Source organism: Clostridium fessum, assembly GCF_027698965.1.
GTDB lineage: Bacteria > Bacillota > Clostridia > Lachnospirales > Lachnospiraceae > Otoolea > Otoolea fessa.
This window is the reverse complement of sequence record NZ_JAQEQF010000007.1, coordinates 164,593-190,780: the sequence shown is the minus strand read 5'-3', so window position 1 is coordinate 190,780 and position 26,188 is coordinate 164,593. Positions and strand designations below refer to the sequence as shown.

21 protein-coding genes are annotated in these 26,188 nt (G+C 51.6%); 1 reads left to right on the top strand and 20 read right to left on the bottom strand.

What is annotated here, in order from left to right; genetic code table 11:
- Positions 1-238 precede the first annotated feature (238 nt).
- A complete protein-coding gene (locus PG862_RS10640) occupies positions 239-1,609 on the top strand; it encodes a cell wall-binding protein (protein ID WP_270707355.1) in 1,371 nt (456 codons plus the stop codon).
- Positions 1,610-1,722: 113 nt separating this feature from the next.
- Here PG862_RS10640 and PG862_RS10635 read toward each other — a convergent pair whose 3' ends face one another.
- The 20 genes from PG862_RS10635 to PG862_RS10540 all read right to left on the bottom strand — a co-directional run bounded on the left by PG862_RS10635 (position 1,723) and on the right by PG862_RS10540 (position 26,091).
- Positions 1,723-3,840 (bottom strand): glutamine synthetase III family protein, encoded by a 2,118-nt coding sequence (locus PG862_RS10635; protein ID WP_118472619.1) that lies wholly within the window; start codon positions 3,838-3,840, stop codon positions 1,723-1,725.
- Positions 3,841-3,943: 103 nt separating this feature from the next.
- A complete protein-coding gene (gene fba / locus PG862_RS10630) occupies positions 3,944-4,807 on the bottom strand; it encodes a class II fructose-1,6-bisphosphate aldolase (RefSeq protein ID WP_022360285.1) in 864 nt (287 codons plus the stop codon).
- A gap of 118 nt (positions 4,808-4,925) precedes the next feature.
- Entirely contained in the window at positions 4,926-6,410 is a 1,485-nt protein-coding gene (thrC, locus tag PG862_RS10625; protein WP_270707353.1) for a threonine synthase, read from the bottom strand.
- A 188-nt stretch (positions 6,411-6,598) separates the two neighbouring features.
- Positions 6,599-8,110, bottom strand: coding sequence for a tetratricopeptide repeat protein (locus PG862_RS10620; protein ID WP_270707352.1), 1,512 nt, complete (start codon positions 8,108-8,110; stop codon positions 6,599-6,601).
- Between the two features lie 37 nt (positions 8,111-8,147).
- On the bottom strand, positions 8,148-9,029 hold the full coding sequence (locus tag PG862_RS10615; protein WP_107001437.1) for a TPM domain-containing protein: 882 nt from the start codon (positions 9,027-9,029) through the stop codon (positions 8,148-8,150).
- Complete coding sequence (locus PG862_RS10610; RefSeq protein WP_270707350.1) at positions 9,026-10,111, bottom strand: TFIIB-type zinc ribbon-containing protein; 1,086 nt, start codon at positions 10,109-10,111, stop codon at positions 9,026-9,028. Before PG862_RS10610 ends, PG862_RS10615 begins: the two co-directional genes overlap by 4 nt.
- A gap of 5 nt (positions 10,112-10,116) precedes the next feature.
- Complete coding sequence (locus PG862_RS10605; protein WP_270707349.1) at positions 10,117-11,433, bottom strand: SPFH domain-containing protein; 1,317 nt, start codon at positions 11,431-11,433, stop codon at positions 10,117-10,119.
- A 23-nt stretch (positions 11,434-11,456) separates the two neighbouring features.
- A complete protein-coding gene (locus PG862_RS10600; RefSeq protein WP_270707348.1) occupies positions 11,457-12,350 on the bottom strand; it encodes an ABC transporter permease in 894 nt (297 codons plus the stop codon).
- 7 nt (positions 12,351-12,357) lie between these two features.
- Positions 12,358-13,320 carry an ABC transporter ATP-binding protein gene (locus tag PG862_RS10595; RefSeq protein WP_118293392.1) on the bottom strand — a complete coding sequence of 321 codons (963 nt, stop codon included), beginning with the start codon at positions 13,318-13,320 and terminating at the stop codon, positions 12,358-12,360.
- Positions 13,320-15,776 carry a type 1 glutamine amidotransferase family protein gene (locus tag PG862_RS10590; RefSeq protein ID WP_270707346.1) on the bottom strand — a complete coding sequence of 819 codons (2,457 nt, stop codon included), beginning with the start codon at positions 15,774-15,776 and terminating at the stop codon, positions 13,320-13,322. Before PG862_RS10590 ends, PG862_RS10595 begins: the two co-directional genes overlap by 1 nt.
- 196 nt (positions 15,777-15,972) lie before the next feature.
- Positions 15,973-17,112, bottom strand: a complete 1,140-nt coding sequence (locus PG862_RS10585; protein WP_333563206.1) for a sensor histidine kinase — start codon at positions 17,110-17,112, stop codon at positions 15,973-15,975.
- Positions 17,102-17,806, bottom strand: a complete 705-nt coding sequence (locus tag PG862_RS10580) for a response regulator transcription factor (RefSeq protein WP_022360295.1) — start codon at positions 17,804-17,806, stop codon at positions 17,102-17,104. Before PG862_RS10580 ends, PG862_RS10585 begins: the two co-directional genes overlap by 11 nt.
- A 158-nt stretch (positions 17,807-17,964) precedes the next feature.
- Positions 17,965-20,094 (bottom strand): RNA degradosome polyphosphate kinase, encoded by a 2,130-nt coding sequence (locus PG862_RS10575; RefSeq protein WP_270707344.1) that lies wholly within the window; start codon positions 20,092-20,094, stop codon positions 17,965-17,967.
- Between the two features lie 2 nt (positions 20,095-20,096).
- Positions 20,097-21,662 carry a Ppx/GppA phosphatase family protein gene (locus tag PG862_RS10570; protein WP_118293389.1) on the bottom strand — a complete coding sequence of 522 codons (1,566 nt, stop codon included), beginning with the start codon at positions 21,660-21,662 and terminating at the stop codon, positions 20,097-20,099.
- Position 21,663: 1 nt separating this feature from the next.
- Complete coding sequence (locus tag PG862_RS10565) at positions 21,664-22,962, bottom strand: ATP-binding protein (RefSeq protein ID WP_182435353.1); 1,299 nt, start codon at positions 22,960-22,962, stop codon at positions 21,664-21,666.
- 106 nt (positions 22,963-23,068) lie between these two features.
- Complete coding sequence (locus PG862_RS10560) at positions 23,069-24,193, bottom strand: bifunctional chorismate mutase/prephenate dehydratase (protein ID WP_117796050.1); 1,125 nt, start codon at positions 24,191-24,193, stop codon at positions 23,069-23,071.
- 3 nt (positions 24,194-24,196) lie between these two features.
- A complete protein-coding gene (locus PG862_RS10555) occupies positions 24,197-24,940 on the bottom strand; it encodes a lysophospholipid acyltransferase family protein (RefSeq protein WP_107001428.1) in 744 nt (247 codons plus the stop codon).
- A 296-nt stretch (positions 24,941-25,236) separates the two neighbouring features.
- Complete coding sequence (locus tag PG862_RS10550; RefSeq protein WP_118472612.1) at positions 25,237-25,680, bottom strand: type IV pilin protein; 444 nt, start codon at positions 25,678-25,680, stop codon at positions 25,237-25,239.
- Positions 25,652-25,834 (bottom strand): DUF4250 domain-containing protein, encoded by a 183-nt coding sequence (locus PG862_RS10545; RefSeq protein WP_022360303.1) that lies wholly within the window; start codon positions 25,832-25,834, stop codon positions 25,652-25,654. Before PG862_RS10545 ends, PG862_RS10550 begins: the two co-directional genes overlap by 29 nt.
- 20 nt (positions 25,835-25,854) lie before the next feature.
- The gene (locus tag PG862_RS10540; RefSeq protein ID WP_333490915.1) at positions 25,855-26,091 is read right to left on the bottom strand and encodes a hypothetical protein; all 237 of its coding nucleotides are present in this window, start codon (positions 26,089-26,091) and stop codon (positions 25,855-25,857) included.
- Positions 26,092-26,188: the final 97 nt, after the last annotated feature.

The following is a 26,188-nucleotide window of genomic DNA, read 5'->3' as shown; positions in this document are numbered from 1 at the left end:
ACGCAAGCTTGCTTGCAGGAGAATTTTTGACCTTGGGATCCGCCAAAAACATGAGTAAGTAGCCATTTTTCAAAGAAAAATGAGCGAATTACGAATGTTTTTGAAGATTGCGGGAGCATATAGTGCGGAGCAATCTGGTATCAGAGGGGTCAAAATGCCTTTTGACCCCAACATCTTTGATATTAATTTCTACTGTAATCATAAATAACGATAAATCACATTGCAAGGGGGATACGCGATGCGGAAAAGATATGCAAAACTGCTTGGGCTTGCCTGCCTGATCGGTGCCATGGGGCTGCTTCCTTCTTCCCAGAGCCGTGCGGCCGGATGGCTGAAGGACGGAAACTACTGGTACTACATGACCGACGACGGTCAGAAGCATACCGGATGGGTACATATCGGAGAGAAATATTATTATATGGATGATTCGACCGGCAAGATGGTGACTGGATGGCGTCAGGATTCATCCACTTCCGCCTGGTATTATTTCAACCAGAGCGGCGAGATGATGACTAAATGGCAGAAAATCAACAACTACTGGTACTATTTTAACCAGTACGGTGTGATGCAGAAGGGCTGGCTCCAGCTTGATACGGTCTGGTATTATCTGGGCGATGATGGACGGATGTTTACCAACTGGCAGAAGATGGATAACGGCACCTGGTATTATTTCGGCACGGACGGGGCGATGCGGACTGGCTGGCAGAAGGTAAACAGCACCTGGTATTATCTCGACGAAAATGGAAAACTGCTGACCGGTTGGCAGCTCATCAAAAATGAATACTACTATCTCCATGAGGGCAAGATGCTGACCGGCTGGCTCAATGACAGCAACGGAAACACCTACTACATGGATAAGACAGACGGCAATATGAGCCGCGGCTGGAAGCAGATCGACGGCACCTGGTACTATTTCAATGAGTACGGACACCGCCAGAAAGGCTGGATTAAGGTATCCGGCACCTACTATTATCTGGATGAGAACGGTAAGATGGCTTCGAACACAACCCTGACGATTGATTCGGTGAAATACACCTTTGCCAAGAGCGGTGCGTGCCAGAATCCACCGTCCAGCCTCTCCGGCATGAGCGACAGCTATTTTGACCCAAGTGCTTCACAGGGAACAGGGACTTCGTCTGGCAGTTCTTCTCCAAGCAGCACTTCGGGGCCAAGCGGAACGGCTTCGAACAATTCCAATTCAGGGACCTCCAGTTCAGGTAACACCAACAACTCGAATAGTTCCGATCATTCGACCAGTTTTACTGCACCGGGAAGTTCCAACAGCTCCAGCTCGTCAAATGGTTCTTCGTCGGGCACAACCGTTCCGATTCCTGGAAGCGGCTACAGCAGTTCCACTTCCACGCCGGGCGGGACTTCCAGTTCGTCAGGCTCTTCGAATAACCAGACAAGCAGCAGTTCCACCAGCAATACCGGCAATGTACCAAGCCGCATCTACAGCAACGGCACGACTTACACCGCACCGACGACATCAAGCTCCAGCTCGTCAGGCTCTTCGTCAAATTCGTCCGATAAACGGATTAACGGATTTACCTCCAATCAGGGCGATACGATTCAGGAGGGACAGACGCAGGGTCCTGGACGGAAATAAACCGTATTTGCAAAATATATAAGTGTTGTTAAAAAAAGATTTTGACCAACGATTCATAGCCTATATCGATGGTCAAAATCTTTTTAATTAAAATCATACCTTCTAAAAGCTGCCTACACCTCAAACACCAAATCCCCATAACTCGGGAACGGCCATAACTCTTTATCTACCAGCATTTCCAGCTCGTCTGCCGGTTTACGGAGAGCTGCCATCGCCGGGCATACCTCATGCAGATAGGCGAATGCTTTTTCTTTGTTATCCTTAATCGCAGATGCCTTTGCCAGGATATCTTTGAGTGCCGCCAATGCCACCTTCATCTCTGAAAGTTTATCAGAGGTCTCTAAAAGCAGTTCTTTCTGGACACTGACATCGGCCTCCTCACAGGCAGTCCGGACGGCTGTCAGGGAGGAAGCAAGCTGAGTCGTATATTTGACAACCGCCGGGATGATCTGCTTGCCTGCCATGTCGATCATCGTCTTCGCCTCGATGTTAACAGTCTTGGAATATGCCTCATACTCGATCTCGGCACGGGATTCCAGCTCGGTCCGGGTGTACACGCCAAATTCTTCAAAGAGCTTGATCGCTTTCTCGGTCCGGATTGCCTCGACAGAATCGATACCCGCTTTCAGGTTCGGGAGTCCACGGCGCTCTGCCTCTTTAACCCATTCCTCAGAATAACCATTTCCGCTGAAAATGATACGGCGGTGCTCTGCAAACAAACGCTTGATGATATCATGGACTGCGCTGTCAAAATCATCGCTGTTTTCCAATTCGTCCGCAGCCTCTTTAAACGCTTCTGCCACGATCGTGTTGAGCACGACGTTCGGGGATGAAACAGAATCCGAAGAACCAACCATACGGAACTCGAATTTGTTACCGGTAAACGCAAACGGTGAAGTACGGTTGCGGTCGGTTGCATCCTTGACGAAATCCGGAAGTGTCGCTACTCCCGTCTGAAGTACCTCGCCTTTCTTAGAATGTGCGGCTTCGCCCGTGCTGCACAGCTGATCGATAACATCCTCCAGCTGCTCGCCCAAGAAAATAGAGATGATCGCTGGCGGCGCCTCTGCCGCACCCAGACGATGATCGTTGCCCGGAATCGCGGTGGACTCGCGCAGCAGATCCGCGTGTCTGTCAACTGCTTTCATGATGCACGCCAGAACCAGAAGAAACTGTACATTTTCGTGCGGCGTCTCGCCCGGATTCATCATGTTGATGCCGTCGTCGCTCGTCAGGGACCAGTTGTTGTGCTTACCGGAACCATTGATTCCGTCAAATGGTTTCTCATGCAGCAGACAGGTCAGACCGTGATGTCCTGCGACACGCTTCATCGCCTCCATGACCATCTGGTTGTGATCGACTGCCAGATTGACCTGACAATAGGTTGGCGCTAATTCATGCTGTGCTGGTGCAACTTCGTTGTGCTGTGTCTTTGCACTGACCCCCAGACGCCACAATGTCTCATTTAACTCTTTCATGAACGCACCGACTCTCGGACGGATGCTTCCAAAATAGTGATCATCCATCTCCTGTCCTTTCGGCGGCATCGCGCCAAACAGGGTACGACCGGTGTAGATCAGGTCTTTTCTCTGTAAATATTTGTTCTTATCAACCAGAAAATACTCCTGCTCCGGTCCCACATACGGAATCACACGGTGGGAAGTCGTATTTCCAAACAGGCGGAGAATCCGGAGTGCCTGCTCGTTGATTGCCTGCATGGAACGTAGCAGCGGTGTCTTCTTATCCAGTGCTTCGCCGCGGTACGAACAGAATGCAGTCGGTATGTAGAGTGTCACGCCCAGCGTATCTTCCCGCAGAAATGCCGGGGAAGTACAATCCCAGGTTGTATAGCCGCGTGCCTCAAAGGTGGAACGAAGTCCGCCCGACGGAAACGAGGATGCATCCGGCTCGCCCTTAATCAGCTCTTTACCGGAAAACTCCATGATAACGCGTCCGTTGGAATCCGGTACGGAGATAAACGCATCATGTTTTTCTGCCGTAATGCCGGTCAGCGGCTGGAACCAATGGGAATAATGCGTCGCACCGCGCTCGATCGCCCAGTCTTTCATCGCGTGTGCGACAACATCTGCGATGGACGGATCCAGCTCAGCTCCGTCTTCAATGGTTTTCTTCAGTTTTTTGTAAACACTTTTCGGAAGGCGTTCCTGCATCGCCTTGTCATTAAACACATTTTTTCCGAAAATTTCCGGTACATTGATAATCTCGCTCATTCAATCCCTCACATTAATATGAAAACAGACCGAACCGCCGGTATGTATATCCGCGTTGCGAAATGTACATCCCTGCAGTCCGGTCATGAACCTTACTTATTCATCAGGCTTTTCCGATAGAACCGAACAGTTCCATCTTTGTCTTAACCGTCTCTTTGATCGCCTCAAAACCAGGTGCAAGAAGTTTACGCGGGTCAAATCCTTTGCCCTGCTGATCCTTACCAGCCTCGATATACTGGCGGGTTGCCTCTGCAAATGCCAGCTGGCACTCAGTATTTACATTAATCTTCGCTACACCTAAAGAAATGGCTTTCTTGATCATATCTTCCGGAATACCGGTACCACCGTGAAGAACCAGCGGCATATCGCCTACTTTTTCTTTTACGGCTGCCAGCGTCTCAAAGCTTAAACCTGGCCAGTTTGCCGGATATTTGCCGTGGATATTGCCGATACCTGCTGCCAGCATATCAACTCCGAGGTCTGCAATCGCCTTGCACTCGTTCGGATCTGCACATTCGCCCATACCGATCACGCCGTCTTCCTCGCCGCCGATGGAACCAACCTCAGCCTCCAGGGAAATACCTTTCTCCGCGCAGACTTTGACTAATTCTTTGGTTTTCTCTACGTTCTCGGCGATCGGATAATGGGAGCCGTCAAACATGATGGAAGAAAATCCAGCATCGATACATTTGTAGCAGCCCTCGTAGGTGCCGTGATCCAGATGCAGCGCAACCGGAACCGTGATGTTCAGCTCTTCGATCATCGCTTTTACCATCGCAGATACTGTCTTAAAGCCAGTCATATACTTGCCTGCGCCCTCTGAAACACCTAAGATAACCGGTGAGTTCTGCTCCTGTGCCGTCAGTAAAATCGCTTTGGTCCATTCAAGATTGTTGATGTTGAACTGACCAACCGCATATTTGCCATCTCTTGCCTTCTGAAGCATTTCCTTCGCACTAACTAACATATACAAACCTCCTCGTTGTCTCTTTTTGATCTAACCAGAGTCTATTATATACCATAATTCAGTATTTGCCTAGCCTGTCAAAAAAATAACAGGCAATTATTTTAATATTTTGTAACTTTTACTGTAAAATCTCCGAAACGGTCTTCTCCATCTCCTCCGGCTTGCACTGGCGGTTGTGACGGATCTCTGCCTTGCGGATCTCCTCGATCGCCTGCGGGATCTTCACGCCGGATGCTTTCTCCATCTCGTCGATAAGCTCGAACTCGCCCTTGCCTTCTTCGCTGCCGAAGATTGCCTCCATGACGCTGCGGGAGAATTTATATGGGCTTGCCGTCGATGCGATAACTGTCTTCTTGGTATCGCCTGTCTCCTTCACATAGTTATGGTATACGCAGGATGCAACGCCGGTATGCGTATCGATCATATAACCGGTCTCATCGTAGAGACGCTTGATCTCGGCTGCATTTGCCGCCTGATCGGCATAACCGCCGACAAAATCTGCCATGCGCGCACGCATCTCGTCGGTAACCGAATATTTGCCATCTTTCGAAAGCTCTTCCATGCGTTTCTTGGTCTCCTCCGCATCGCAGCCGGTGGAGAGATAAATCAGACGTTCCAGGTTGCTGGAAATCAGAATATCCATCGACGGGGAAGAGGTCAGGATGAATGGACGGTTCTTGTCATATACGCCTGTCTTAAAGAAGTCGTACAGAACTTTATTGTCATTGGACGCGCAGATCAGCTTGTCGATCGGCACACCCATCTGTTTTGCAAAATAAGCAGCTAAGATATTGCCGAAGTTTCCGGTCGGAACGGTTACATTGATCTTCTCACCGTTCTCGATCTCGCCGTTTTCAAGCAGTTTTGCATACGCATATACATAGTATACAACCTGTGGTACGAGACGACCGATGTTGATGGAGTTTGCGGAAGAGAGCTGATAGCCTCTGCCTGCCAGCTCTTTGGCAAATTCTTTGTCACCGAAAATTTTCTTGACGCCGCTCTGTGCATCATCAAAGTTTCCGGAAATACCGACAACGCTTGTGTTCGCCCCCTTCTGGGTCAGCATCTGCAGCTCCTGCACACGGCTGACGCCGTCCTTCGGGTAAAATACGATAATTCTGGTTCCCTCAACGTCTGCAAAACCAGCCATCGCTGCTTTTCCGGTATCGCCGGAGGTTGCGGTCAGGATCACGATCGTGTTCTCCGCATGGTTCTTCTTCGCCGATACGGTCATCAGATGCGGCAGGATCGAGAGCGCCATATCCTTGAAGGCAATCGTGCTTCCGTGGAACAGCTCCAGATAATATGCTCCGTCTGCTTTAACAAGCGGTGCAATCTCTTCCGTATCAAACTTACTGTCGTAAGCGCGCTCGATACAGGTTTTCAGCTCTTCCTCTGTGAAATCAGTCAGGAACTGCTTCATAACTGCATAAGCTACTTCCTGATATGTTTTATGGGATAATTCTTCCAGGCTGCAATCTAACGCCGGGATATGATCCGGCATAAACAGACCGCCGTCTGCTGCCAGTCCCTTTAAGATCGCCATCGAAGCCGTTACGTTGTCTTCACCGCCACGGGTACTGCTGTAATTGATTGCCATGATTTTCATCCTCTCTTTTTATCTTTCCCCGTCGTCCCCATCTTTACAAAGGATGCCGGAGTCAAACTTTCTGCCATGTAAGTGTTCTGTGTGATTTTGCAGTTCTCCCGCAAAGTTACGGGACCCCCTGCTCACTTTAGTTAAAAATTCTATCATACTTTATGGCACAGCGCAAGAAAAATTCCCCCTTAATACGTGATCTTCCAGCGCCCAAACAATCCCTTTTTAAAATGGGAAAACCGCCGTGAAGCACTCTCATTTCCCATCTCGATCGCTTTCTGGTAGCACTGTGCCGCCCGCTCGAGATCTTCCGGGGATTCATTTTTCCGTTCGTAGATAAATCCAAGCTCATAGAGTGCATATCCGTCACATTCCGTCTGTGCCGCCCGCTCAAAAAGCTCCTTCGCCTTATTTTCATCGGCGGTGCAGCCTTCTCCCTTCATATAGAGATAGGCTAACTTGGATGCAGACTGCAGACTTCCGGCTTCCTCGCACCGGTTCAGCCACTCAAATGCTTTTGCATAATCGCGGTCTACTCCCTCTTCGCCCTGGAAATACAGGCATCCAAGAATCTCCATGCACTCTGGATTTCCCTGCGAAGCGCCTTTTTCGTACCAGGAAACCGCCTGCTTCATATCAATCTCGCCGTTCAGACCATCCCGATAGATATTTCCAAGCGCCAGGCTTGCCTGTCCGTCGGTCTCGATCCCAGCTGCCTCCCGCAGAAGTTTTTCTGCCCGGACAGTGTCCTGCTCATCGGACGGGCGCAGATACAGGCGGGCTAACGGAAGCGCCGCCTCTTTGATGCCTGCTGCATATGCTTTTCCATACCAGTAAAACGCTTTTTCATCATCGCGCTCCACCAGTTCATCCTGATAGAACAGATTTCCAAGTTCTTCAAAGCTCTCCGCCTCGTTCCGCGCCGCGGCTCCTTCCAGCGCCTGGACGGCCGCCTGAATATCGCGCTCTGTGCCCTGTCCGTTTAAGTACATCTGCCCCAGATACAGCATGGCGCGGGAAGACCCCTGCTTTGCCGCCGCATAGTCATATTGGAATGCAGCTTCCCAGTCTTCTTCCTGGCGGTAATGTTCCCCCATCTGGAAGAGTCCCCAGACCTCCCCGCTGGCGGCGCACTGATTCGCCCAGCGAAGTGCCTCTTTTTCATCTTTTTCCCGGTATGTACCATTCTGGCAGCATTTTCCCATCTTAACCATCGCCGGGATAATGCCGCCGTCCGCCGCCCGTTCGTACCAGAAGAGGCACTGCTCGCGGGCGCTCTCAGTCTGCGGCATATAATCGGCCAGATCTTCCCACTCAACTGCCTCGCCCATCTGCCACGCGGCATAGACATCGCCCATCTCAGCGGCATCCCGCACCTGACGGTAACTTTCCTCGATGGAATAACGTGCCGACTGCTTCATCTGTTCGTCATACTGACCGGCGCGCAGCGCTCCTAACACTGCCCGGGCACTTCCCGCCGAAGCCCCCCGCAGGTAACATTCATACGCTTTTTTCTCATTGAACCCGACAGCCCCGTCCCCCCAGCTGTAACAGTGTCCTAAAAAGAACCATGCTTCTGCATCGCCCGCATATGCCGCCTCTTCCAGCCAGGTAACTCCCTGGGCGTACATCGCATCGTTACACTGTTTCCAGATCTGGTCTGCACCTTTCTCACATAAGCCTGTCATCAGGATTGTCATATATCATTCATCCGCCTTCCACACGAAATTGTATCAATTAAAACTTTCTGCCTCCGCCGCCGTGCATCCTTCCGCTGCTGCCCTGATGTATGGTCGTCCTTCCAGCCGAACCGCCCGAAGCGCCCGGACCCGGATTTTTCGGAATCCGTCTGGTCACTACCGACCGGTTTACAAACTGCTCTTCATTTTGGACAAAATGCAGCGCACTGTCCGCCCGGTATGCCATATGGAACCCCAGCGACTGGCGGTGTTCTTTCTGCATCTTATACTGGCGCATCACCGAAAAGCACGGGAGTGCCGCCACGATCGCTGCCGCAACCGCCGCAAACAGCGCCTCATACCATTCCAGGGAATGTTTTTTCTCCTCGCGCACCTGTGTATACTGTCCCGCCGGAACGCCCATCTCCAGATAATTTTCGATGCTGTCGATCGCCCCCAGAGCGCCTTCCGCATAGTTTCCATCCGCCACGCTGTCATATGCCGCATCCAGCACCTTCTCTACCCGCGCATCCGTCAGCACCTTCATCGCATACCCGGTGGTAGAAACGTATATCTCCCGGTTGTCCATATCGATCGAAAGCAGAATACCACTCGCATCGTCCCCGACGCCCAGTCCGTGGCTGTCGTAAAAATCATCGGCATAGCTTTCCGCCGATTCTCCCTGTGCGTCCTCGACTGTCAGTACCGCCAGATCGGCATCCTGTGAATCACGCACCTCATCGATCCGTGTCTCCAGCTCCTGCACTTCTTCCGCGCTGAACAGTCCCGCCTCGTCGAAGACGCGCGTGCCTTCCGCCGCCCATATAGGGCTGACCTGTGAAAATGAAATAAATGCTGCAACGGAGAAGCATATAAAACCTTTCAGCCGTCCATATTTCTTCTTTTTCTGTGTGACTCCCGCATTTTGATTCTCTATCATATCAGGTATCCTCCCAGCAGCAAAAGTACAAACACAGGAATGAAAATCGTCAAAAACAGGCGCACCAGTTTTTTCGAATCAACCGGCAGGACGCCGCAGACCTTTCCATTTTCCCCATTCATGGCAAAATAGTACATCTGCCCGTTCTTCGGATCCGGGTAGGTCATCATCCACACTGGAAGCATAGCATAGTTCCATTTTTCCCCCGTGATGGTCTCCCGGTGGTTCCGGATATCCACATGATCGTAGCCGGAGACGCTATTTTGCAGAGATTCTCTCGTATACTGCTTGATCTCCTGCTCAATCTCCTGTGCGAATTCTTCCTTTTCCCGGTCGCGCCGCTCCGCCCTAAATCCCAGAAAATAGCCTGCCTGAAACGGGCGCAGCTTCTTCATATCAAACGGAAGCACGGTCTCGGCAAGGCTGCGGTCCGCCTGCTTTAACGCGTTGCGCGCCACATCCTTGATGGGAAGCTCCGCCTTTTTCTCCAGATGGTAACGGCTCGTCTCGATATACTCGATCTCCCCCGACACCGTCACGCGTTTTTGCAGCGCCTCCGCCTGCATCTCACCGGATACCTGGCAGCTATACATCCAATATGGATAATAAATTCCCTCCAGATACTCCATCTGACGCGGCGAGTAGAAATCATCCGGCACATACTTTTTCTTCTGAATCCAGTTTTTAAAGATTTCTTTTGCCTTTTTCTTGTCGATCTCAAACGGAATCAGACCGTCCGGGCGGTATTTACCGTCCAGACTTCCCGAAAGAACCACCGGATTGTGGCAGTAACAGCAGTACGTGGATGCTGTCGTCTCCTGTGCCACGATCTCCGCGCCGCAGCTCGGGCAGGTATAGAGAACCATCTTAGACTCCGCCTGCTTCTGGCTCTCTATCTTTTCCGCTTCCGGCATTCCACCCGGCTTCGAAGCTTCCTCTGACTCTCTGGCTGCCTCTTCCATCTCTTTCAACGTCTCTTCCGTAAACGCTGAGAGGCAGTATTCACATTTAAATTTCTGCGTCTTCGGATCAAACACCAGCCCGCCGCCGCAGTTTGGACACTTATATGATTGTATCTCCATACGCCCTATGACCTCGGTTTTCCGCATTCAGAACAAAACTTACCTGTATTGACCGTTCCGCAGCTGCAGGTCCACGGACCGGCTGGTCTTGGCTTGCCGCACTCGGAGCAGAACTTTCCGTGGTTGACATTGCCGCACTCACAAGTCCAGGATTCTGCCGGAGCTGCCGCACTGCCCTGAGGCGGTGCGTTCTGTCCTGCCGGTTGTGCATAAGCGCCCTGTGGTGCCGCATCCACCTGTCCCGGCTGCTGTGCATAACCACCCTGCGGCGCTCCATTCGCCTGCCCCGGCGCATAGCCGCCCTGCGGTGCCGCATATCCCTGCCGCGCCGCCTGCTGCATCTGCTGCAGGTTGGACGCCGATGCGGCGCCCATAAATCCGCCGCCGAAGTTCATGCCGGCGCCCATTCCCATGAAGCCTGCCATCGCACCGCTTCCGTTGGAACCGGCTGCCTCAAAGCCGCGTGCCATCGCGCCCTGTACATATCCCTCGCGCACCGACGGGTCGCCGAGCATCGCGCCCTGATTCCGCATATTGATGAGTTTCTGCGATTCTTCATCATAGGAAATGCTGGCGATACCTACTGACTGGATCTCCATGCCACGCAGACGGTTCCACTCTTCATCCAGCGTCTCCGCCATATATCGTCCCAGTTCCCTGCCTTTGGAGGCTACAAAGGAAATCCGTACGCCATCCGCCGACATCTGGTTGATCGAGGTCTGCAGCGCTTCCAGGAACTCCGCTAAATACTGCTCATTGATGGAATCAATCTCCACCTGATCCTGATTTTTCGGAATAGCCTCCGCATAAAATTTCAATGGATCCGTGATCTTGATGGAGTAAGTTCCATGTGCGCGCAGAAACAGCTCGGAATTATAGAATAAATCAAAATAGTTGATCGGCGTCCGTGTGCCGAACTTGATTCCCTTGATCTCCTGGAGATTAATATAGTAGACCTTCTGTGCATACGGCGTCTGTCCGCCATAACGCACACGGTTGAAGGATTCTTTCAGCGCATCACCGAACTGTCCGTTAAACAGAGACGGCAGGGATGAATTCTGCACTGTATAATAACCCTCTTCCGCTGTATAATCAACGACCTTACCGCCGTCCACCAGCATCATAAACTGATTCGGGTACACATGGATCACAGAACCATTGGACACCGTTTCCGGTGTTCTCTTCCGGTTCTCCCCGCGGCGTGTCTGCACACCCGCTGAAAATACGGTCTGTTCCCCCATATTTTCCGGTTCAATCACTTCCAGCCACTGATCTGCCAGCCCGCCGCCGACCGCGTGTGCCGCTGCTCTGATAATTCCCATACTCACTGCCTCCTTCTAAAAATTCATAGTCTCTTTGTTTTTCTGCTTTTCCCATGCCGATTCCATTTTCCTGGTGTGATCGCCCAGATTGCTGCCGCGATCAGCACCATCGCCAGCATACACTGCAAAATCAGGCTGCACATCGTCCAGTGTGCCGTGATCGCATTGTTTGGAAACACGCCGAACAGCGGCTCGAACCATTTTCTCATGTCGCCGCTTCCCGCCTGTCCATTAATTACATTATAAAACGAGACAGCCGGATTGAAAAGAAAGAGATAGCGTAAAATGCCGGAACTTGCCATTTCCGATGCATTGAGATTAGATGCATACGAATCTGCCGCCCGGAACGCCATCCGGTATGCAAACAGATTGACCGCCATCGTTCCCGCCGTCAGCGCCACCACCGTCACATAGGAGCAGACGGTCGATACCGTCGAGCGACGCAGCACCGATGAATAAAAGATCCCGATACTGCCCGTTAAAATTGCCACAACACCGTGGCACAGAAACAGCATCCCGATGTCACGCAGCGTAATACCCCCGTAGACAAATACGAGCGCCTGTACCGGAAGCGCCGAGACCGCCAGCACCAGCATCGTCACCAGCGAGGACGCCAGTTTTCCAAGCACCATGTCACGCGGCTCCATCGTGGTCGTCAGCATCAGTTCCAGCGTCTGGCGTTCCCGCTCGCCGCTGATACTGCTGGCAGTCAGAGCCGGCATGATGAAAAGCAGCATGATAAATTCGATCGAGGAGACGAACGTGTAGAGATCCAGAAACTGCGAATACTGGATCTCCGCCGTCGTCCTGACCTGATCCGCCACCGAATACATATTAAACAGTGCCACCGCCGCCAGGATACTGTTAAAAACAAACAGAATCGCCATCATGCGGATGCTGCGGCTTCCGACTGTCATTTCCCTCCTAAATACCGGATTCCATCTCATGTTTCAGCACCGCCCTCTCTTCTTCATGTTCTGTGATCTGCATAAACAGTGATTCCAGGCTTCCCTTCTCGCGCATAAAGCTACTGACCATCACATCTGCATCGATAAGCTGCTGCAAAAGCAGCGCCTCATCCTGCCGATCCCCCAAAAAGCCCAGCTTGATCTCATCCCCCTGCACCGCGATCGTCTGCACGCAAGGATGGCTTTTCAGGATCGCAAGCGCCTTTTCTTTCTGGCTGAAAATCGAGATCAGAAGCGGATTGGACGAGTTGATCCGCGCAAAAATCTGATCCATGCTGCCCTGCAGAACCGTTCTTCCCTGCTCAATGATGCCGATCGAGGTACAAAGCTCTGACAATTCCGATAAAATATGGGAGCTGACGAGCAGCGTTTTTCCCTGATCGCGCAGTTCTTTCAGAATCGCCGTATACTCCACCCGGGTGCGAGGATCCAGCCCGGAAGCCGGTTCATCCAGGATCAGAAGATCCGGATCGTGGATGAGCGCCCGCGCCAGACATAGGCGCTGCTTCATACCTCTCGAAAGCCCGTCCACGAAAAAGTCCTCTTTATCTTCCAGCCGCACCTGTTCCAGAAGCGTATGGCAGCGCGTCCGCGCCTGCAGCCCCGTAATTCCGTAGCAGGATGCGAAAAATTCCATATATTCCGATACTTTCAGGTTATCATATACTCCGAAGAAATCCGGCACATAGCCGATCCGCCGCCGGAGTTCTTTTCCGTCTGAGTAAACATCCAGTCCGCCGATCTCCACCTCGCCCTCGTCGGGAACGAGAAGTCCCGCAAGAATCTTGAGCGTCGTCGTCTTGCCTGCCCCATTGGGACCCACGAATCCAAAGAGTTCCCCGTCCGCGACCTCCAGATTCAGCCCATCCAGCGCTTGAAAATTGCCATATCGTTTTCTGAGGTTTTTAATCGTCAGCATCACTCTCTCCTCCCTACGACATAGATTCTTGGAAGCTGGCTTTCCCAGCCATACTCTCCCGTCTGTTCCGGCACATATTTGACGGTCAATGTGTTCGACGGAGACAGGTACGGCGAAAGCTCCTTTGCCGAATACTCTGATTTCAGCTCAATCCGGTCATTGCGCCCGGTCTCATAGTTATAAAAATACATACTTCCGGAGAAGGATGACATATACGGATAGAGCGGATTTTCCGAAAATCGCGGTGACAGAGTCTCAAACGTAAGCTTTTCAATGACAAGGTCACTTCCCAGCGAATATTCGACCGTCGCAGCCTCCGCTGTTTCCCCGCTATACATTGTGTTGTACGCCGCCTCATAATTTCCGGCGAGCACCGTTGGATCTTCCTCAAGCGCCGAACGGTAAAGTTTTCCGTCTTTTTCACGGTTCAGCGGGATTGACTCGGTCACCATGCAAAATCCTTCCCGAAGTGTCCTCGCATCCGCCAGGAAATCTTCCTCTCCCTGGAGCTTCCGGGTTGAAAATGCCACCAGGCACGCCTCAGACGGATTGCGCCCCGCGCCGGAATCCAGATAAAAGCTCAAAAGTCTCGTCCACTCCTGCGCCTTTAAATAGTCCGGATCCTCAATCTCCGCTTTCTCATACTGATCCGCCCCGGTCACCATCTGTGCTGCCGCATACGAATAGCTGACCGGATAATCGCAGCTCTCCTTTCCATCCAGAGAAACCGTCTGCCCAGGCTCTAATCTTCCCAGCAGCACCGCTTTCCCATTGATGAGCAGAGCCGCATTCTCCAGCGGTTCCTCAAAACAGTTTTTTACCGTTCCCGACACCACGCCGTCAAAATAGGAAATATTTCCCTGAACGCCCATCGCGTCCGTTTTCTCCAGCTCACGACGCAAGGTAAACAGATTCGGTGAAAATGCGACCGTATCCCGCATTTTAATTTCGACCCGTTCCGGCTGATAAACAAAGTTTGTATGATACTCTTCCTCACCGGTAAAGCGCACCGCCGAAACCGCATCGTAATAGTAACTGCGCGTCATCGGGCGCACCTCATAGCCCGGCTTTAAGCTCACCGAATACGGCTTGTTATAAGGGCTTCGGATGTTCATATAAGTGGCTTCTTCCGCCTCTTCTCCCGAGGTATCCAGAATCGACGCATACGTCACAAACGGCTCCCGGAAGCGTGTCTTTACGCCCAGCGCATAAATAATGCCGGTAAACAAAAACGCCCCCAGTGTCACCGCCGGCAGATAATACCGGTAAATTCCTCGCTTTTTTAAGTAGAAATAGATGCCCGGACCGATCAAAAGCAGATAGACCACCACGATCACCGTATATGCCGCAACCTTCGGAAGCCGCCCCGCATTGCCGGTGTTGACCAGCCCCTGTACGCTGAAATACGAGCCCGAATAACCGTAGTAATCCTCCTGTGCCAGCTCGTCCACGGTATCACTTCCCAGCACCAGCGTATACAGCTTTTCAAATGAGGATGGATTGGCCAGACACAAATCGCTGATCGCATCCATCGAAAAGGCAGCTGCCACGATCCGCCCCTGTTTGCAGTTCGTATGGGATAACAGCGGGAACACTTCCCCCGCCAGCAGAGTGCTGCCGTTCTTCAGGTTCACATCGACGCATTCTGCCTGGATCTCCCCCGTCTGCTCGCCCGGTGCCGTCTCCCCGCCCAAACTGACCGGAACGATTACCGCATCCAGATACGGCGGCTCCAGCACCTTCTCTGCAAACCTGCCATAATTTCTCGCACAATCCACACCGCCGCCAAAGAGGATCGTACCGCCGTCTTCCACCCAGCGCCGCAGCGCCTCATACTGGACATCGCTGAGCGAATCCATGTCAAATCCAGACACAATTACCAGATCCAGCGGATCGTAACCCAGCCGGTTATCCGGCGCCTGCTCGGCATCAAGAAAAACCGCCCGCGTCCGAAGCGTCCCATACCGGATGCCCGCGCCGTCTAAATAAGAAAGTGCCTCCGGCGTATCCGTCAAAATTCCGATATAGCTCTCCGCAACGTCCTCCTCAGAACCAAGTTTCAGACGTTTCCGGATGACCGTTTTCCCGTTTACATCCTGTACCGATACAAACATCTGATCTGCCCGCACACCCAGCGGGATATAATATTCTTGTTCAAACTTCTCCCCCGCTGCCAACGATACCGGATAAGAATACTGGTACGCCTCCAGACTGGACTGTGCGGTCAGAAACTCCAGCGTTCCCTCAAACGGCGCTTTATTGTTATTCAGAAGAACCGTTACCCGAAGGTAACGGTCGCTCTTTGCCGTATTGTCAAATCCATAGGAAACGTCCATCGACAGCGGCGCATCTGCTTCCTCTTGTGAGGCATATGCGTACCCCGCAGGAAGGCAGAATAGTGCCATCCATCCGATCAATATCGCAAAAAAGAACTGTATTCCCCTCTTTTTCTGCATCCTTTCTCTCCCTATCTGTAACTGTTCACGCATACGTGCCCAGTAACGGAATTTGCCGTGGCTTCGCATTTAAATACGGCAAATTCCTGCTGCCACCATGTTTTCTTACGGCACTTTCGGTTCCAAAAGTGCCTACCTGTGAACAGTAACCAAAAATCCATTAAAATGTCTATCAGATTCTTTCCCACACTCGCCTTTACGGCATCTGGAAATTTTCCCTGTTGATGTCAAAATTCGTCCGCAGGCGCACCGTAAACACCGTTCCATTCAGATCGCTCGTTACCTGAATCGTGCCGCCGTGCATATCGACGATATTTTTGGCGATCGCCAGACCTAACCCTGTGCCGCCCGTGTTGGTCGATCGCGACTGTTCCACGCGGTAGAATTTATTAAATAAGAGAGGCAGCTCGTCTGCCGGAATCACGTAGCCGTAGTTCGTCACCGAGACGGTCACAACCTCTTCCTCCGCATGAATCTGCACCAGCACCCGTTTTCCGTCCGCACCGTACTTGATCGCGTTATTGATCAGGTTGTCAAAGAGGCGCGCCAGAAGATTTCCGTCTGCCGTGATAACCTTGCCCGGGACATTGCTCTGCAGCTCGTAGGAGAGGTTTTTGTCCTTGAAGCTCGGATAAAATTCCTCCAACAGCTGGCTGAGCAGTTTGACGATGTCCACCTTCGACACGTGCATTGCCACTTTTCCATAATTCATTTTGGTAAAACCAAACAAATCTTCGATCAGTTTTTCCAGACGTTTCGATTTTGCATAGGCAATATCAATATATTTTTTCTGCATTTCTGCAGGAATCTCCACCTTGCCGGACAGAAGTTCAAGATAGCCGGTGATCGAGGTCAGCGGTGTCCGCAGATCGTGTGCCACATTGGTAATCAGCTCGTTCTTCGTGCGCTCCGCCTCGCGCTCCTTGTCCATCAGATTCCGGATATCCCCGACCATCTTATTTAAATTGACCGCCATCGCCGTAAACTCGTCGTCGCCCCGCACCTCGATCGTCGTATTCAAATCGCCCTCGGAAATATTCTGAATCGCGGACGAGATCCGGCTGATATAGCGCATGGACCGCTCCTGAAGGGCAAAAAAAGTGACTGAGAAGATCGCGATGCCCGACAGAAGATAGACAAATGCCATCAGTGTCTCTGTCTCCGTCAGGCGCAGGAAAAAAGAATCCCGGTACCGCGTCTCCCGCAGATAGCTGCTGATCATCGAAACATTGGCAATCAGAAATACCTCCACCAGGCATGCCACCACGGTGCTGTAAACGATGTTCATGACCATCCGTGTCCGGAACCGGCGACTCATATCTTTTTTATTTTTCAATTTTGTATCCTACCCCCCAGACCGTTGTAATGATCTTGTTCTGTCGGGTGTCCTCCTTCATCTTGCCGCGAAGCCGTCTGATATGTACCATAACCGTGTTATTTGCCTCGTAGACTTTCTCATTCCACACCTTCTCAAAGATTTCATCGGTGCTGAAGACCCGCCCCGGATTGGATGCCAGCAGATACAGAATGTCAAATTCGATCGGCGTCAGCTTGATCTCCTCGCCGTACACCGTCACTTTATGATTATCTTTGTTGATCGTGAGTCCCTTGATCGAGATCTCATTTTTAACCTGGTTTCCTGCACCGCTCTGCGGATTTAACTGCGTATAGCGGCGAAGCTGTGATTTGACGCGCGCCGTCAGCTCCAGCGGGTTAAATGGTTTCGTCACGTAATCATCCGCGCCGGTTCCCAGTCCCAGAATCTTATCCAGATCCGCTGAGCGCGCGCTCAGCATGATGATCGGGATATTGTTCGTCTCCCGGATCTTGCGGCACATCTCCAGACCATCCATCCCCGGCATCATGATATCGAGAAGCACCAGATGAATCGTCTCCTTCTCCAGAATCTCCAATCCCTCTAACGCATTGGATGCCTTATATACTTTATAACCATCACTGACCAGATAAATCTCCACCAGATCGGCAATCTCTTTCTCATCATCCACCACCAGAACGTGTATTTCAGACATAAAAAAACCTCCCTCATATGTAATGCAGGTTCCCGGTATCTCTATGCGAAATACCAGACGAATATACCTGTTTCCAGTTTACCATATGGGGAGGATTTATGCTTTAAAAATTTATTACATTTTTGGAGAATTTTGCTTATCTGCGAACTGCAATTTCTTTATTGTTCCAGCGGAATAAACACCCTCATCGCCGCCGGGTCCTGCTTTTTTCCAGCTTCCTTCGCCGCCTGCACTGCCTCCGCACAGAAGGTATCCTGCGCGCAGACCGGCTCTTTGCCACGGCGGTTGCGTTTAGCGTAGGTTCCGTCCGGTCTCAGGTACTGCGCCTTGACATTGTCGGCAAGCTGTACCTCTAAGATGTGACAGATGCGTGCTTTCAGCTTCTCATCCTCAACCGGGAAGAGAATCTCCACACGACGGTCGAGGTTTCGCGGCATCCAGTCGGCACTTCCCATGAAAATCTGCGGTTCACCGTCGTTCTCGAAGTAGAAAATACGGCTGTGCTCAAGGAAATTTCCAACGATCGAGCAGACCGTTATATTCTCGCTTAATCCCGGAATCCCGGCGCGCAGACAGCAGATGCCGCGGACGATGAGCTGTATTTTTACCCCCGCATTGGACGCCTCGTAAAGACTCGCAATGATCTCACGGTCGCACAGGGAGTTCATCTTTGCCACGATCCGCGCTGGAATACCTTCGCGGGCGTTGCGCGTTTCCCGCTGGATCAGGCGCAGAAAACGTCCGCGCAGCCACAGCGGCGCCAGCGACAGCTTGTTCCAGCCAAGCGGCTCCGAATAACCCGACAGCATGTTAAAGACTGCAGTCGCATCCTCACCGATCAGCGGATCACAGGTTAAAAGACCGCAGTCGGTGTAGAGTTTTGCCGTCGAATCGTTGTAATTTCCAGTTCCCAGATGGACGTAACGGCGGATGCCCTCTTCCTCGCGGCGCACTACCAGCGTGATCTTACTGTGTGTTTTCAGCCCCAGCAGACCGTAGATAACGTGGCAGCCGGCTTTTTCCAGCATCTTCGCCCAGAGAATATTGTTTTCCTCGTCAAAACGGGCTTTCAGCTCAACCAGAACCGACACCTGTTTTCCATTGTCCGCCGCTTCGGCGAGCGCCGCGATAATCGGGGAGTTGCCGCTGACACGGTAAAGTGTCTGCTTGATCGCCAGCACCTCCGGGTCGCGGGCAGCTTTCTTGATAAAATTGACGACCGGCTCAAAGGTCTCAAACGGGTGGGTCAGCAATATATCGCCTTTGCGGATATTGGCAAAAATATCATCCTCATTCATCAGCGCCGGAACCGGCTGCGGCGTATACGGCGGTGTCTTAAATTCATCAAAGCCCGGCAGACCGAACACCTTCATGAGGACGGTCAGATCAAGCGGCCCGTCAATCTCATAGATCGCGTGCCCGCCGACGTGCAGCTCCTTTTTGAGGATGTCTAAGAGGCGCTTGTCCGCCTTTTTCTCGATATCCAGGCGAATAACCTCGCCCCACTGGCGTTTCTTGAGCTTCTGCTCGATCTCCTTGAGCAAATCCTCCGCCTCATCCTCGTCGATGCTCAGATCGGCATTTCGCATGACACGGAACGGATGGCAGCTGATAATATCATAATTTAAGAACAATTTGTCGATGTTCCGCTCGATGACTTCTTCCAGATAAATGATCGATTTGCCCTCCTGGCACGGCAGCTCCACCACGCGCGCAAGCCCGCCCGGCACGCAGACCATCGCAAATTCCAGCTCGCCGTCTCCCTTTTTCTTGCGAACCAGCGCGGCGATATTTAACGATTTATTGTGAATAAGCGGGAACGGGCGGGAGGAATCAACCGCCATCGGCGTGAGGACCGGGTAGACCGATTCCTCAAAATACCGATCAACGTACACCGCTTCTTCCTTCGTAAGCTTCTCATGCTCGGTGACCACGCGCAGACCGTGCTGTTTTAAGAGCGGCAGGAGCATCCGGTTGTAGGTCCGGTACTGATTCTCGACCAGCTCATGCGTTTTTCCATCAATCGCATCCAGCTGTTCCTGTGCCGTCATACCCGCAATATCCCGCTTCGTATAATTGGCGTGAACCATGTCCTTGAGGGATGCCACGCGGACCATGAAAAACTCATCCAGGTTCGACGCCGTGATGCTTAAAAATTTCAGGCGTTCAAACAGCGGGGTCGTCTTATCGCGCGCCTCACCCAGAATCCGGTAGTTAAATTCCAGCCAGCTCAGTTCACGGTTTACATAATTTTCAGGTTCTCCGTATTTCAACACTGCATCCGACATCCTTATACCCCTCTTTTCTGCCTGAGTACAGGCCGTATTCCAAAGACTTCCTCAAAGAAATCTGCCTTCTGGTCAAATGAATACTGCTCCAGCACGATACTCTCCGGACAGTCCGTCGTAATCACCAGACTGCCGTTCCGCACAGCGATGCGGCTGTCGCTCAGCTTCTGGCGGTGGCTGCGGTCCATCGAATTGGCCAGACGCAAAATTGCCGTCAGCTTCGCAATCAGGATCGTCAGCTCTCTCCGGGAGGTTCCAAGCCCCGCATACTGGGACAGATCCGACTCCAGGATGACCTCATCATAGGCATATTCCTGAATGTTGTAGCGCACGATATTGGCTACAACCTCGCGCTCCAGATGGGAAATTCCGATGATCTCCGTATCCATGATGATCTGGTACGAGCTTTCCGAACCGCGCGTGATGCTGACAAACTTGCCGCAGTCATGCAGGGTCGCTGCGATCTTTAAAAGCAGGCGTTCCCGCGCTCCCAGACCATGGTATTTTTTCGTTGCATCAAAGATCATCTCCGCCGACCGCTCTACCTCGCGCACATGTGCGCCGTGGCAGCGGTAGCGCTTCGCCATCTGGCGCGCCGTTGAGAGGATATCTGCCTCAAAATCATGATGGAAGCGGACCAGACGGTTTTCCTGTGCGTACTCTGCCGCGATACCATCGCAGAGTGTCGTCCCCGGTGCCCAGATATAGGAAGCACCCGTCATGTCTAATACCTTCCGGTAGAGAATCGCACTTGGAATCAGCACTTCTGCGTAATCCTGCGGCAGCTCATAGCGCTCCTGAATCTCCTCCGAGGACATTCCAATCAGCTTCTCGCAGAACACGCCAAATTCCTTTGCCGTGAACCGCGCCCCGCCTTTTTCATGCATGCCGCGGCTGATCATATAGTTCATTGTCTCGCCGGTCGCAATCAGCGTCTCGATCTGATGCTCTTTTAAAAATATCTTCCGGAATGTGTATAATTCATTTTCTACCAGCTCGTCGATGATCGCCGGGATCTTCCGGTAATCGACTCGCCAGTGTGCTGACATTTCGCTTAAGCGCAGCACGCCGAGCAGAAGGTTCTGCGTCGATACCAGTACCTCCTCATCAAAGAGGGAGATCTGGGTGCTTCCGAATCCGACATCCATCAACGCCGCGCCGTTTTTCACGGTGCGCTGGAATTCTTCCTCCCTGGCTGCAACAGCTTTATAACTCTTAAAACGCAGCTCCGAGTTGTTCATCGTGCGGACCCGGAGTCCGGTACGCACCAGAATCCGGTCCAGTACCATCTGGCTGTTCCGCGCCTCCCGAAGCGCACTGCTCGCAAATGCCCGGTAATCCGATACCCGGTATGTTTTCATCACTTCCCGGAACTTATTCAGGACCTCGCACATTTCCTCCACGATCTCGTGGCTCAAACGTCCGTCATTGTACGTGTCTTTGCCAAGCGCCAGCGCATGGCGCACATGATCGATCTCGCGGATTCCGGCGGAAGCAGAAATCTCGAAAATTCCCAGCTCCAGTTCGAAGGAACCCACATCAATAGCGGCAAAGGTTTTAACGGTCATATTACTTGATCTCTCCTTTCAGCTTGCTGCGTAAGTTTGCAATAAACTGGGTGGCAGTACGTCCGGACAGCCCGCCGTGGCTTAACTCCCACTTGTTGGCTTCCAGAAGCAGATCTGCCTCCGGCATATGGATGTGGTATTTGTCTGCCAGCACGCGAACGATGTTCTGGAATTCTTTCTTGTCCGGTGAGCCGTAGTAGATCGTGACGCCAAAACGCGCAACCAGGGACAGTTTTTCCTGCACCGTATCGTTGGAGTGCAGATCGTCGTCCAGCTCGCGCTTATCACTGAATTTTTCGCGGATTAAGTGGCGGCGGTTCGATGTCGCATAGATCAGGACATTCTGCGGCTTGATGCCGAGACCGCCTTCAATGATTGCTTTCAGATATTTATATTCCAGCTCATATTCCTCAAAGGAAAGGTCGTCCATATAAATGATAAATTTGTAGTTGCGGTCTTTGATCTGCTCCAGGACATCTGACAGTCCGCGGAACTGATGCTTGTACACCTCGATCATGCGGAGTCCGCGGTCATAATACTGATTTAAGATCGCCTTGATACTGGATGATTTACCGGTACCGCTGTCACCGAAAAGCAGGCAGTTGTTTGCCGCGCGCCCCTCGATAAATGCCTCGGTATTCTCAATCAGCTTGGCTTTCTGCAGCTCATAGCCTACCAGATCGCTCAGCTCGATATGTTCCACGCGCGTGATCGGCTCGATATCGACCTGCTTTGCCTCGTCATCCATGATAATATGGAATGCTTTGTTAAGACCAAACTTGCCGACACCAAATTCTTTATAAAATTCGGTCACGATATCCTGAAATTCCTGATCACTCTCCGCATTCTCCAGGGAAACCGATAATTCAACGATCCGGTCGCGGATGCGGTGGTTGAACGCCTTGCTGTTTTCCAGCGCATTTTCGTAATGCTTCATCTCCGACCAGATGCCGTTCTCAGTCTCGTCCAGACAGGCAATATCCAGGGAAAAAAGCTCTCTGACCTGTGCAAAATCGTGACGTGCAAGCTCGCTCAAGCTGCCGCCGACCGGTCCGATGATCTCGCAGGATGTGCTGTAGGCATTTTCATTGTTTGCCATGCAGAACGCCAGGAAACAATGCCACAGGTTTCCGCGGAATCCATAGGTCACTGCCAGATCGATGAGCTGGCTCGCGCATGCATACGCATCCGGGCGTGCCTCGCCCTCCTCTGGTTTTAAGAGGCTGCACATGTCATCAAATAACTGCTGATACCGCAGGTTGCGATATAAAATCATCGTATTTTTTCTTTTTTCTTCCATTCTTCTGCCTTTCCGGTTACCATCACATTTTTTTACAGTACTTTCAGTCTCAAAAATGCCTGCCCGTGGACAGCAACCCATTCTGTCTTGTCCTAAGCTAAAGAGTCTAGTAATTTCCTAATATTTTTACATTTTTCGCTTCGCGCATGATTCCGTACAGTGCATTCTGCACACCGGCATCCTCCAGGTTTCCCTCGATGTCCACGAAGAAGCGGTACTGCCAACTCTCCTCCGGGATCGGACGGGACTCGATCATACGCATATTGACGTCATTGAAAATAAAATTGCCGAGCATACTGTACAGCGTACCGCTGCGGTGCGGCAGCTCGAAACAGAGGCTGATTTTCTCTGCACCCGCCTGATAGACGCGATCCTTCGCCAGAATCAGGAAACGGGTCGTATTGTCCGGACAGTTGTTGATCGGACCTGCCAGCTTTTTGAGTCCGTAAATCTCACCTGCCACCTCACCTGCGACTGCCGCCTGTGACGGATCTTTCTCATCGCGTACCTTCTGTGCCGCCACAGCATTATTTTCCATGCTGAGCTGCTGCCAGTCGTGCTGGTTTAAGAAGTCGCTGCTCTGCATCAACGCCTGCGGATGGGCAAAAACACGCTTCACATCGGAAAGTTCCGCGTCCGGTGTGCCAAGCAGGTAGTGATGTACCGGCAGAAATGTCTCCGCCACGATCACATTGTCGTATTTTAAAAGCAGATCATAGTTGTCCGTCACGGCACCGGCGGAAGAATTTTCAATCGGAAGCACCGCAAAATCGGCTTTTCCCTCCTGAATCTCCACCATCATATCCTCAAACCGGCGTACATGATGGATATCCGCGTCTTTTCCAAAGAACTGCAGCGCCGCCGCATGACCGTAAGCGCCCTCTAATCCCTGGAACACCACGCGCTTTCCGGCTGTTTCAAGCTTCTCCACCTTATGGAAGCCCAGATCCGGACCGCCGACGCGCCCTGCAATGGTCTGATACTGATACCGGCGGCTCAGCGTCATCATCTGCAAAAACAGTTCGGCAACCGCCTGCTTGTTGAACTCGCTCTCCGCCATCGCCTGAACTGACTCGATCTTCTGTTTCTCACGCTCGGCGTCGTAAACCGCCTTTCCGGTCGCGATCTTATACTCTGCCACCTCGCTGCAAAGGCGCATTCTCTCCTCAAATAACTTTTCTATCTGGGTGTCAATCTGGTCCAGACGCCCTCTTATCTCCAGCAAATCCATCTCTTAGCTGTTCTCCTTTTCCATCTCTGAAAGCATCCCTGCGATCTTTTCTCTCGTATATGCGCCGACAAACTTCCGGTTCTCCGGATCCAGCTCTTTCACGATAAACGGCTCGCCGAACTCAATCACGACATGGCTTGGACAAATAAGCGGAATATGCTTCTCAAAGACCTCCGCTGTTCCCTTGATCGCCACTGGAACAACCGGACAGCCAGATTTCTCTGCAATCTTCAAGCTTCCCTCTTTAAATGGAAGCAGATCTGAAAGCTGTTCATTTTTATTGCGGGTTCCCTCCGGAAAAATCCAGACAGAAACGCCGCGGCGCACTTTCTCGATCCCCGCCAGAATCGTTTTTAAACCTTCTTTTATATTATTCCGATCTAAAAACAGACAGTTGACATTGAGCATCCATTTTGACAAGAGCGGAATCTTCTCCATCTCTTTCTTTGCCACAAATCCCATCAGTCCCGGAACCGTCGTATAGCCAACCAGGATATCAAAATAGCTCCGGTGGTTTCCCACATAGAGCACCGGGCGATCCTGCGGAATATTTTCATATCCGCGCACCTCTACCGTCACACCTGCCATTTTGAGCAGTTTTTCAAAAATATTACGCACCATCTGGGTGCTTTCTTCCTCCACTGCGACCGGATCTACCTGTCCCTGTTTATCCATACGGTGCAATGTGCCGATGGAACCAACAAGGAAGCTGACGATCGTTCCTACTATCTTTATCGCGCGAAACATACTGATACCTCTCTTTTCTCTTGTATCTGTCCGAAACCGTCTGGTTTTTATCCTGCTATTTTCATTTCCAGACAGACTGCTTTACTGTCTCATTATATAGAAAGAAGCAGGGTTTTACAAGACTTTCCTTGTAAGACATCCTGCCTCTGTTACTGTTCACGCATACGTGCCCAGTATCGGAATTTGCCGTGGCTTCGCATTTAAATACGGCAAATTCCTGCTGCCACCACGTTTTCTTACGGCACTTTCGGTTCCCAAAGTGCCTACCTGTGAACAGTAACCTGCCTCTCTATTTTTTATGGATTCACAATCTCCGTCTTTCCGCTGATCAGCGCTTCCACCTCGATTCCACCTATCTCGCACAAGATTCCCTCATAGCTTTCCAGTGTATCGCTGTAATACACGCTGTAGATAGACACATCCTCAGAAATCTCTCCATCCAGATAGTTTTCCAGCGGATTTTCTCCCAGATCCCGGAAAGAACCACCCAGATCCATCATCAGCTCCCAGCTTTCCGGATGAATGTCCTGTTCATCCAAATCATGTAGATACATCCAGAGCGCCATGCATAGAATCCTCGCCTCGGCTTTCGCCCGCACTTCCTTCGCTTTCTGTACCTGTCCGGACATGATCGGGATCGAAACTGCAACGAGAATCGCCACAATCCCGGTCACGATCAGCAGCTCTGCCAGCGTAAAGCCTGACCGTGCCCTAGCGGAACTGGTTCTTTTCTCTGTCATAGGTATATCCCACCGCCTGCAGCTTCTTCTCAAGCTCCGACCGTTCTGTATCAAACGCACTGCATAATTCATCTAAATCCGGGTAAAAATCTCTGAGCTGTGTGTTCACAAAACTCAGGCACATAATCGGATCGTTCGGTATTTTTCCTGCCATCTTTTTCCCTTTCTGTCCTTTTATTCATACTCAAACGTAACCGTCACATAGTAACCGCGGTCATTTTCCTCGATCGCCTTTACCACGCCATGATCGGCGGGAATCCGGTCATTCAGCTTAAAAAGCCCCGACATCGCCACCGCCGGTTCAATCATATAATTGACATTAAACGGCGTCACCGACTCCGTCACCTCTACTGTCTGTCCGACTTCTACCAGTCCCGGACGTTCCATTTTAAATACAACATCTCTTGTCACGCCGTTTTTCCTCTTCTTTCTGGTCTGATCCCCAATTCTGGCTGCCGGCATATCCTCACGCCGTGCCTCTGATTTCAAATTTTTTTTACACGAACCA

What these genes read in the sequence shown, in the direction of transcription:
- PG862_RS10640 (WP_270707355.1), top strand. Translation starts at nt 239, where the DNA reads ATGCGGAAAAGATATGCAAAACTGCTTGGGCTTGCCTGCCTGATCGGT.
- PG862_RS10635 (WP_118472619.1), bottom strand. Translation starts at nt 3,840, where the DNA reads ATGAGCGAGATTATCAATGTACCGGAAATTTTCGGAAAAAATGTGTTT.
- fba (WP_022360285.1), bottom strand. Translation starts at nt 4,807, where the DNA reads ATGTTAGTTAGTGCGAAGGAAATGCTTCAGAAGGCAAGAGATGGCAAA.
- thrC (WP_270707353.1), bottom strand. Translation starts at nt 6,410, where the DNA reads ATGGCAATCAATTACAGCAGTACCCGTGGCGGTGAAGACAACGTAACG.
- PG862_RS10620 (WP_270707352.1), bottom strand. Translation starts at nt 8,110, where the DNA reads ATGACAATCCTGATGACAGGCTTATGTGAGAAAGGTGCAGACCAGATC.
- PG862_RS10615 (WP_107001437.1), bottom strand. Translation starts at nt 9,029, where the DNA reads ATGATAGAGAATCAAAATGCGGGAGTCACACAGAAAAAGAAGAAATAT.
- PG862_RS10610 (WP_270707350.1), bottom strand. Translation starts at nt 10,111, where the DNA reads ATGGAGATACAATCATATAAGTGTCCAAACTGCGGCGGCGGGCTGGTG.
- PG862_RS10605 (WP_270707349.1), bottom strand. Translation starts at nt 11,433, where the DNA reads ATGGGAATTATCAGAGCAGCGGCACACGCGGTCGGCGGCGGGCTGGCA.
- PG862_RS10600 (WP_270707348.1), bottom strand. Translation starts at nt 12,350, where the DNA reads ATGACAGTCGGAAGCCGCAGCATCCGCATGATGGCGATTCTGTTTGTT.
- PG862_RS10595 (WP_118293392.1), bottom strand. Translation starts at nt 13,320, where the DNA reads ATGCTGACGATTAAAAACCTCAGAAAACGATATGGCAATTTTCAAGCG.
- PG862_RS10590 (WP_270707346.1), bottom strand. Translation starts at nt 15,776, where the DNA reads ATGCAGAAAAAGAGGGGAATACAGTTCTTTTTTGCGATATTGATCGGA.
- PG862_RS10580 (WP_022360295.1), bottom strand. Translation starts at nt 17,806, where the DNA reads ATGTCTGAAATACACGTTCTGGTGGTGGATGATGAGAAAGAGATTGCC.
- PG862_RS10575 (WP_270707344.1), bottom strand. Translation starts at nt 20,094, where the DNA reads ATGTCGGATGCAGTGTTGAAATACGGAGAACCTGAAAATTATGTAAAC.
- PG862_RS10570 (WP_118293389.1), bottom strand. Translation starts at nt 21,662, where the DNA reads ATGACCGTTAAAACCTTTGCCGCTATTGATGTGGGTTCCTTCGAACTG.
- PG862_RS10565 (WP_182435353.1), bottom strand. Translation starts at nt 22,962, where the DNA reads ATGGAAGAAAAAAGAAAAAATACGATGATTTTATATCGCAACCTGCGG.
- PG862_RS10560 (WP_117796050.1), bottom strand. Translation starts at nt 24,193, where the DNA reads ATGGATTTGCTGGAGATAAGAGGGCGTCTGGACCAGATTGACACCCAG.
- PG862_RS10555 (WP_107001428.1), bottom strand. Translation starts at nt 24,940, where the DNA reads ATGTTTCGCGCGATAAAGATAGTAGGAACGATCGTCAGCTTCCTTGTT.
- PG862_RS10550 (WP_118472612.1), bottom strand. Translation starts at nt 25,680, where the DNA reads ATGACAGAGAAAAGAACCAGTTCCGCTAGGGCACGGTCAGGCTTTACG.
- PG862_RS10545 (WP_022360303.1), bottom strand. Translation starts at nt 25,834, where the DNA reads ATGGCAGGAAAAATACCGAACGATCCGATTATGTGCCTGAGTTTTGTG.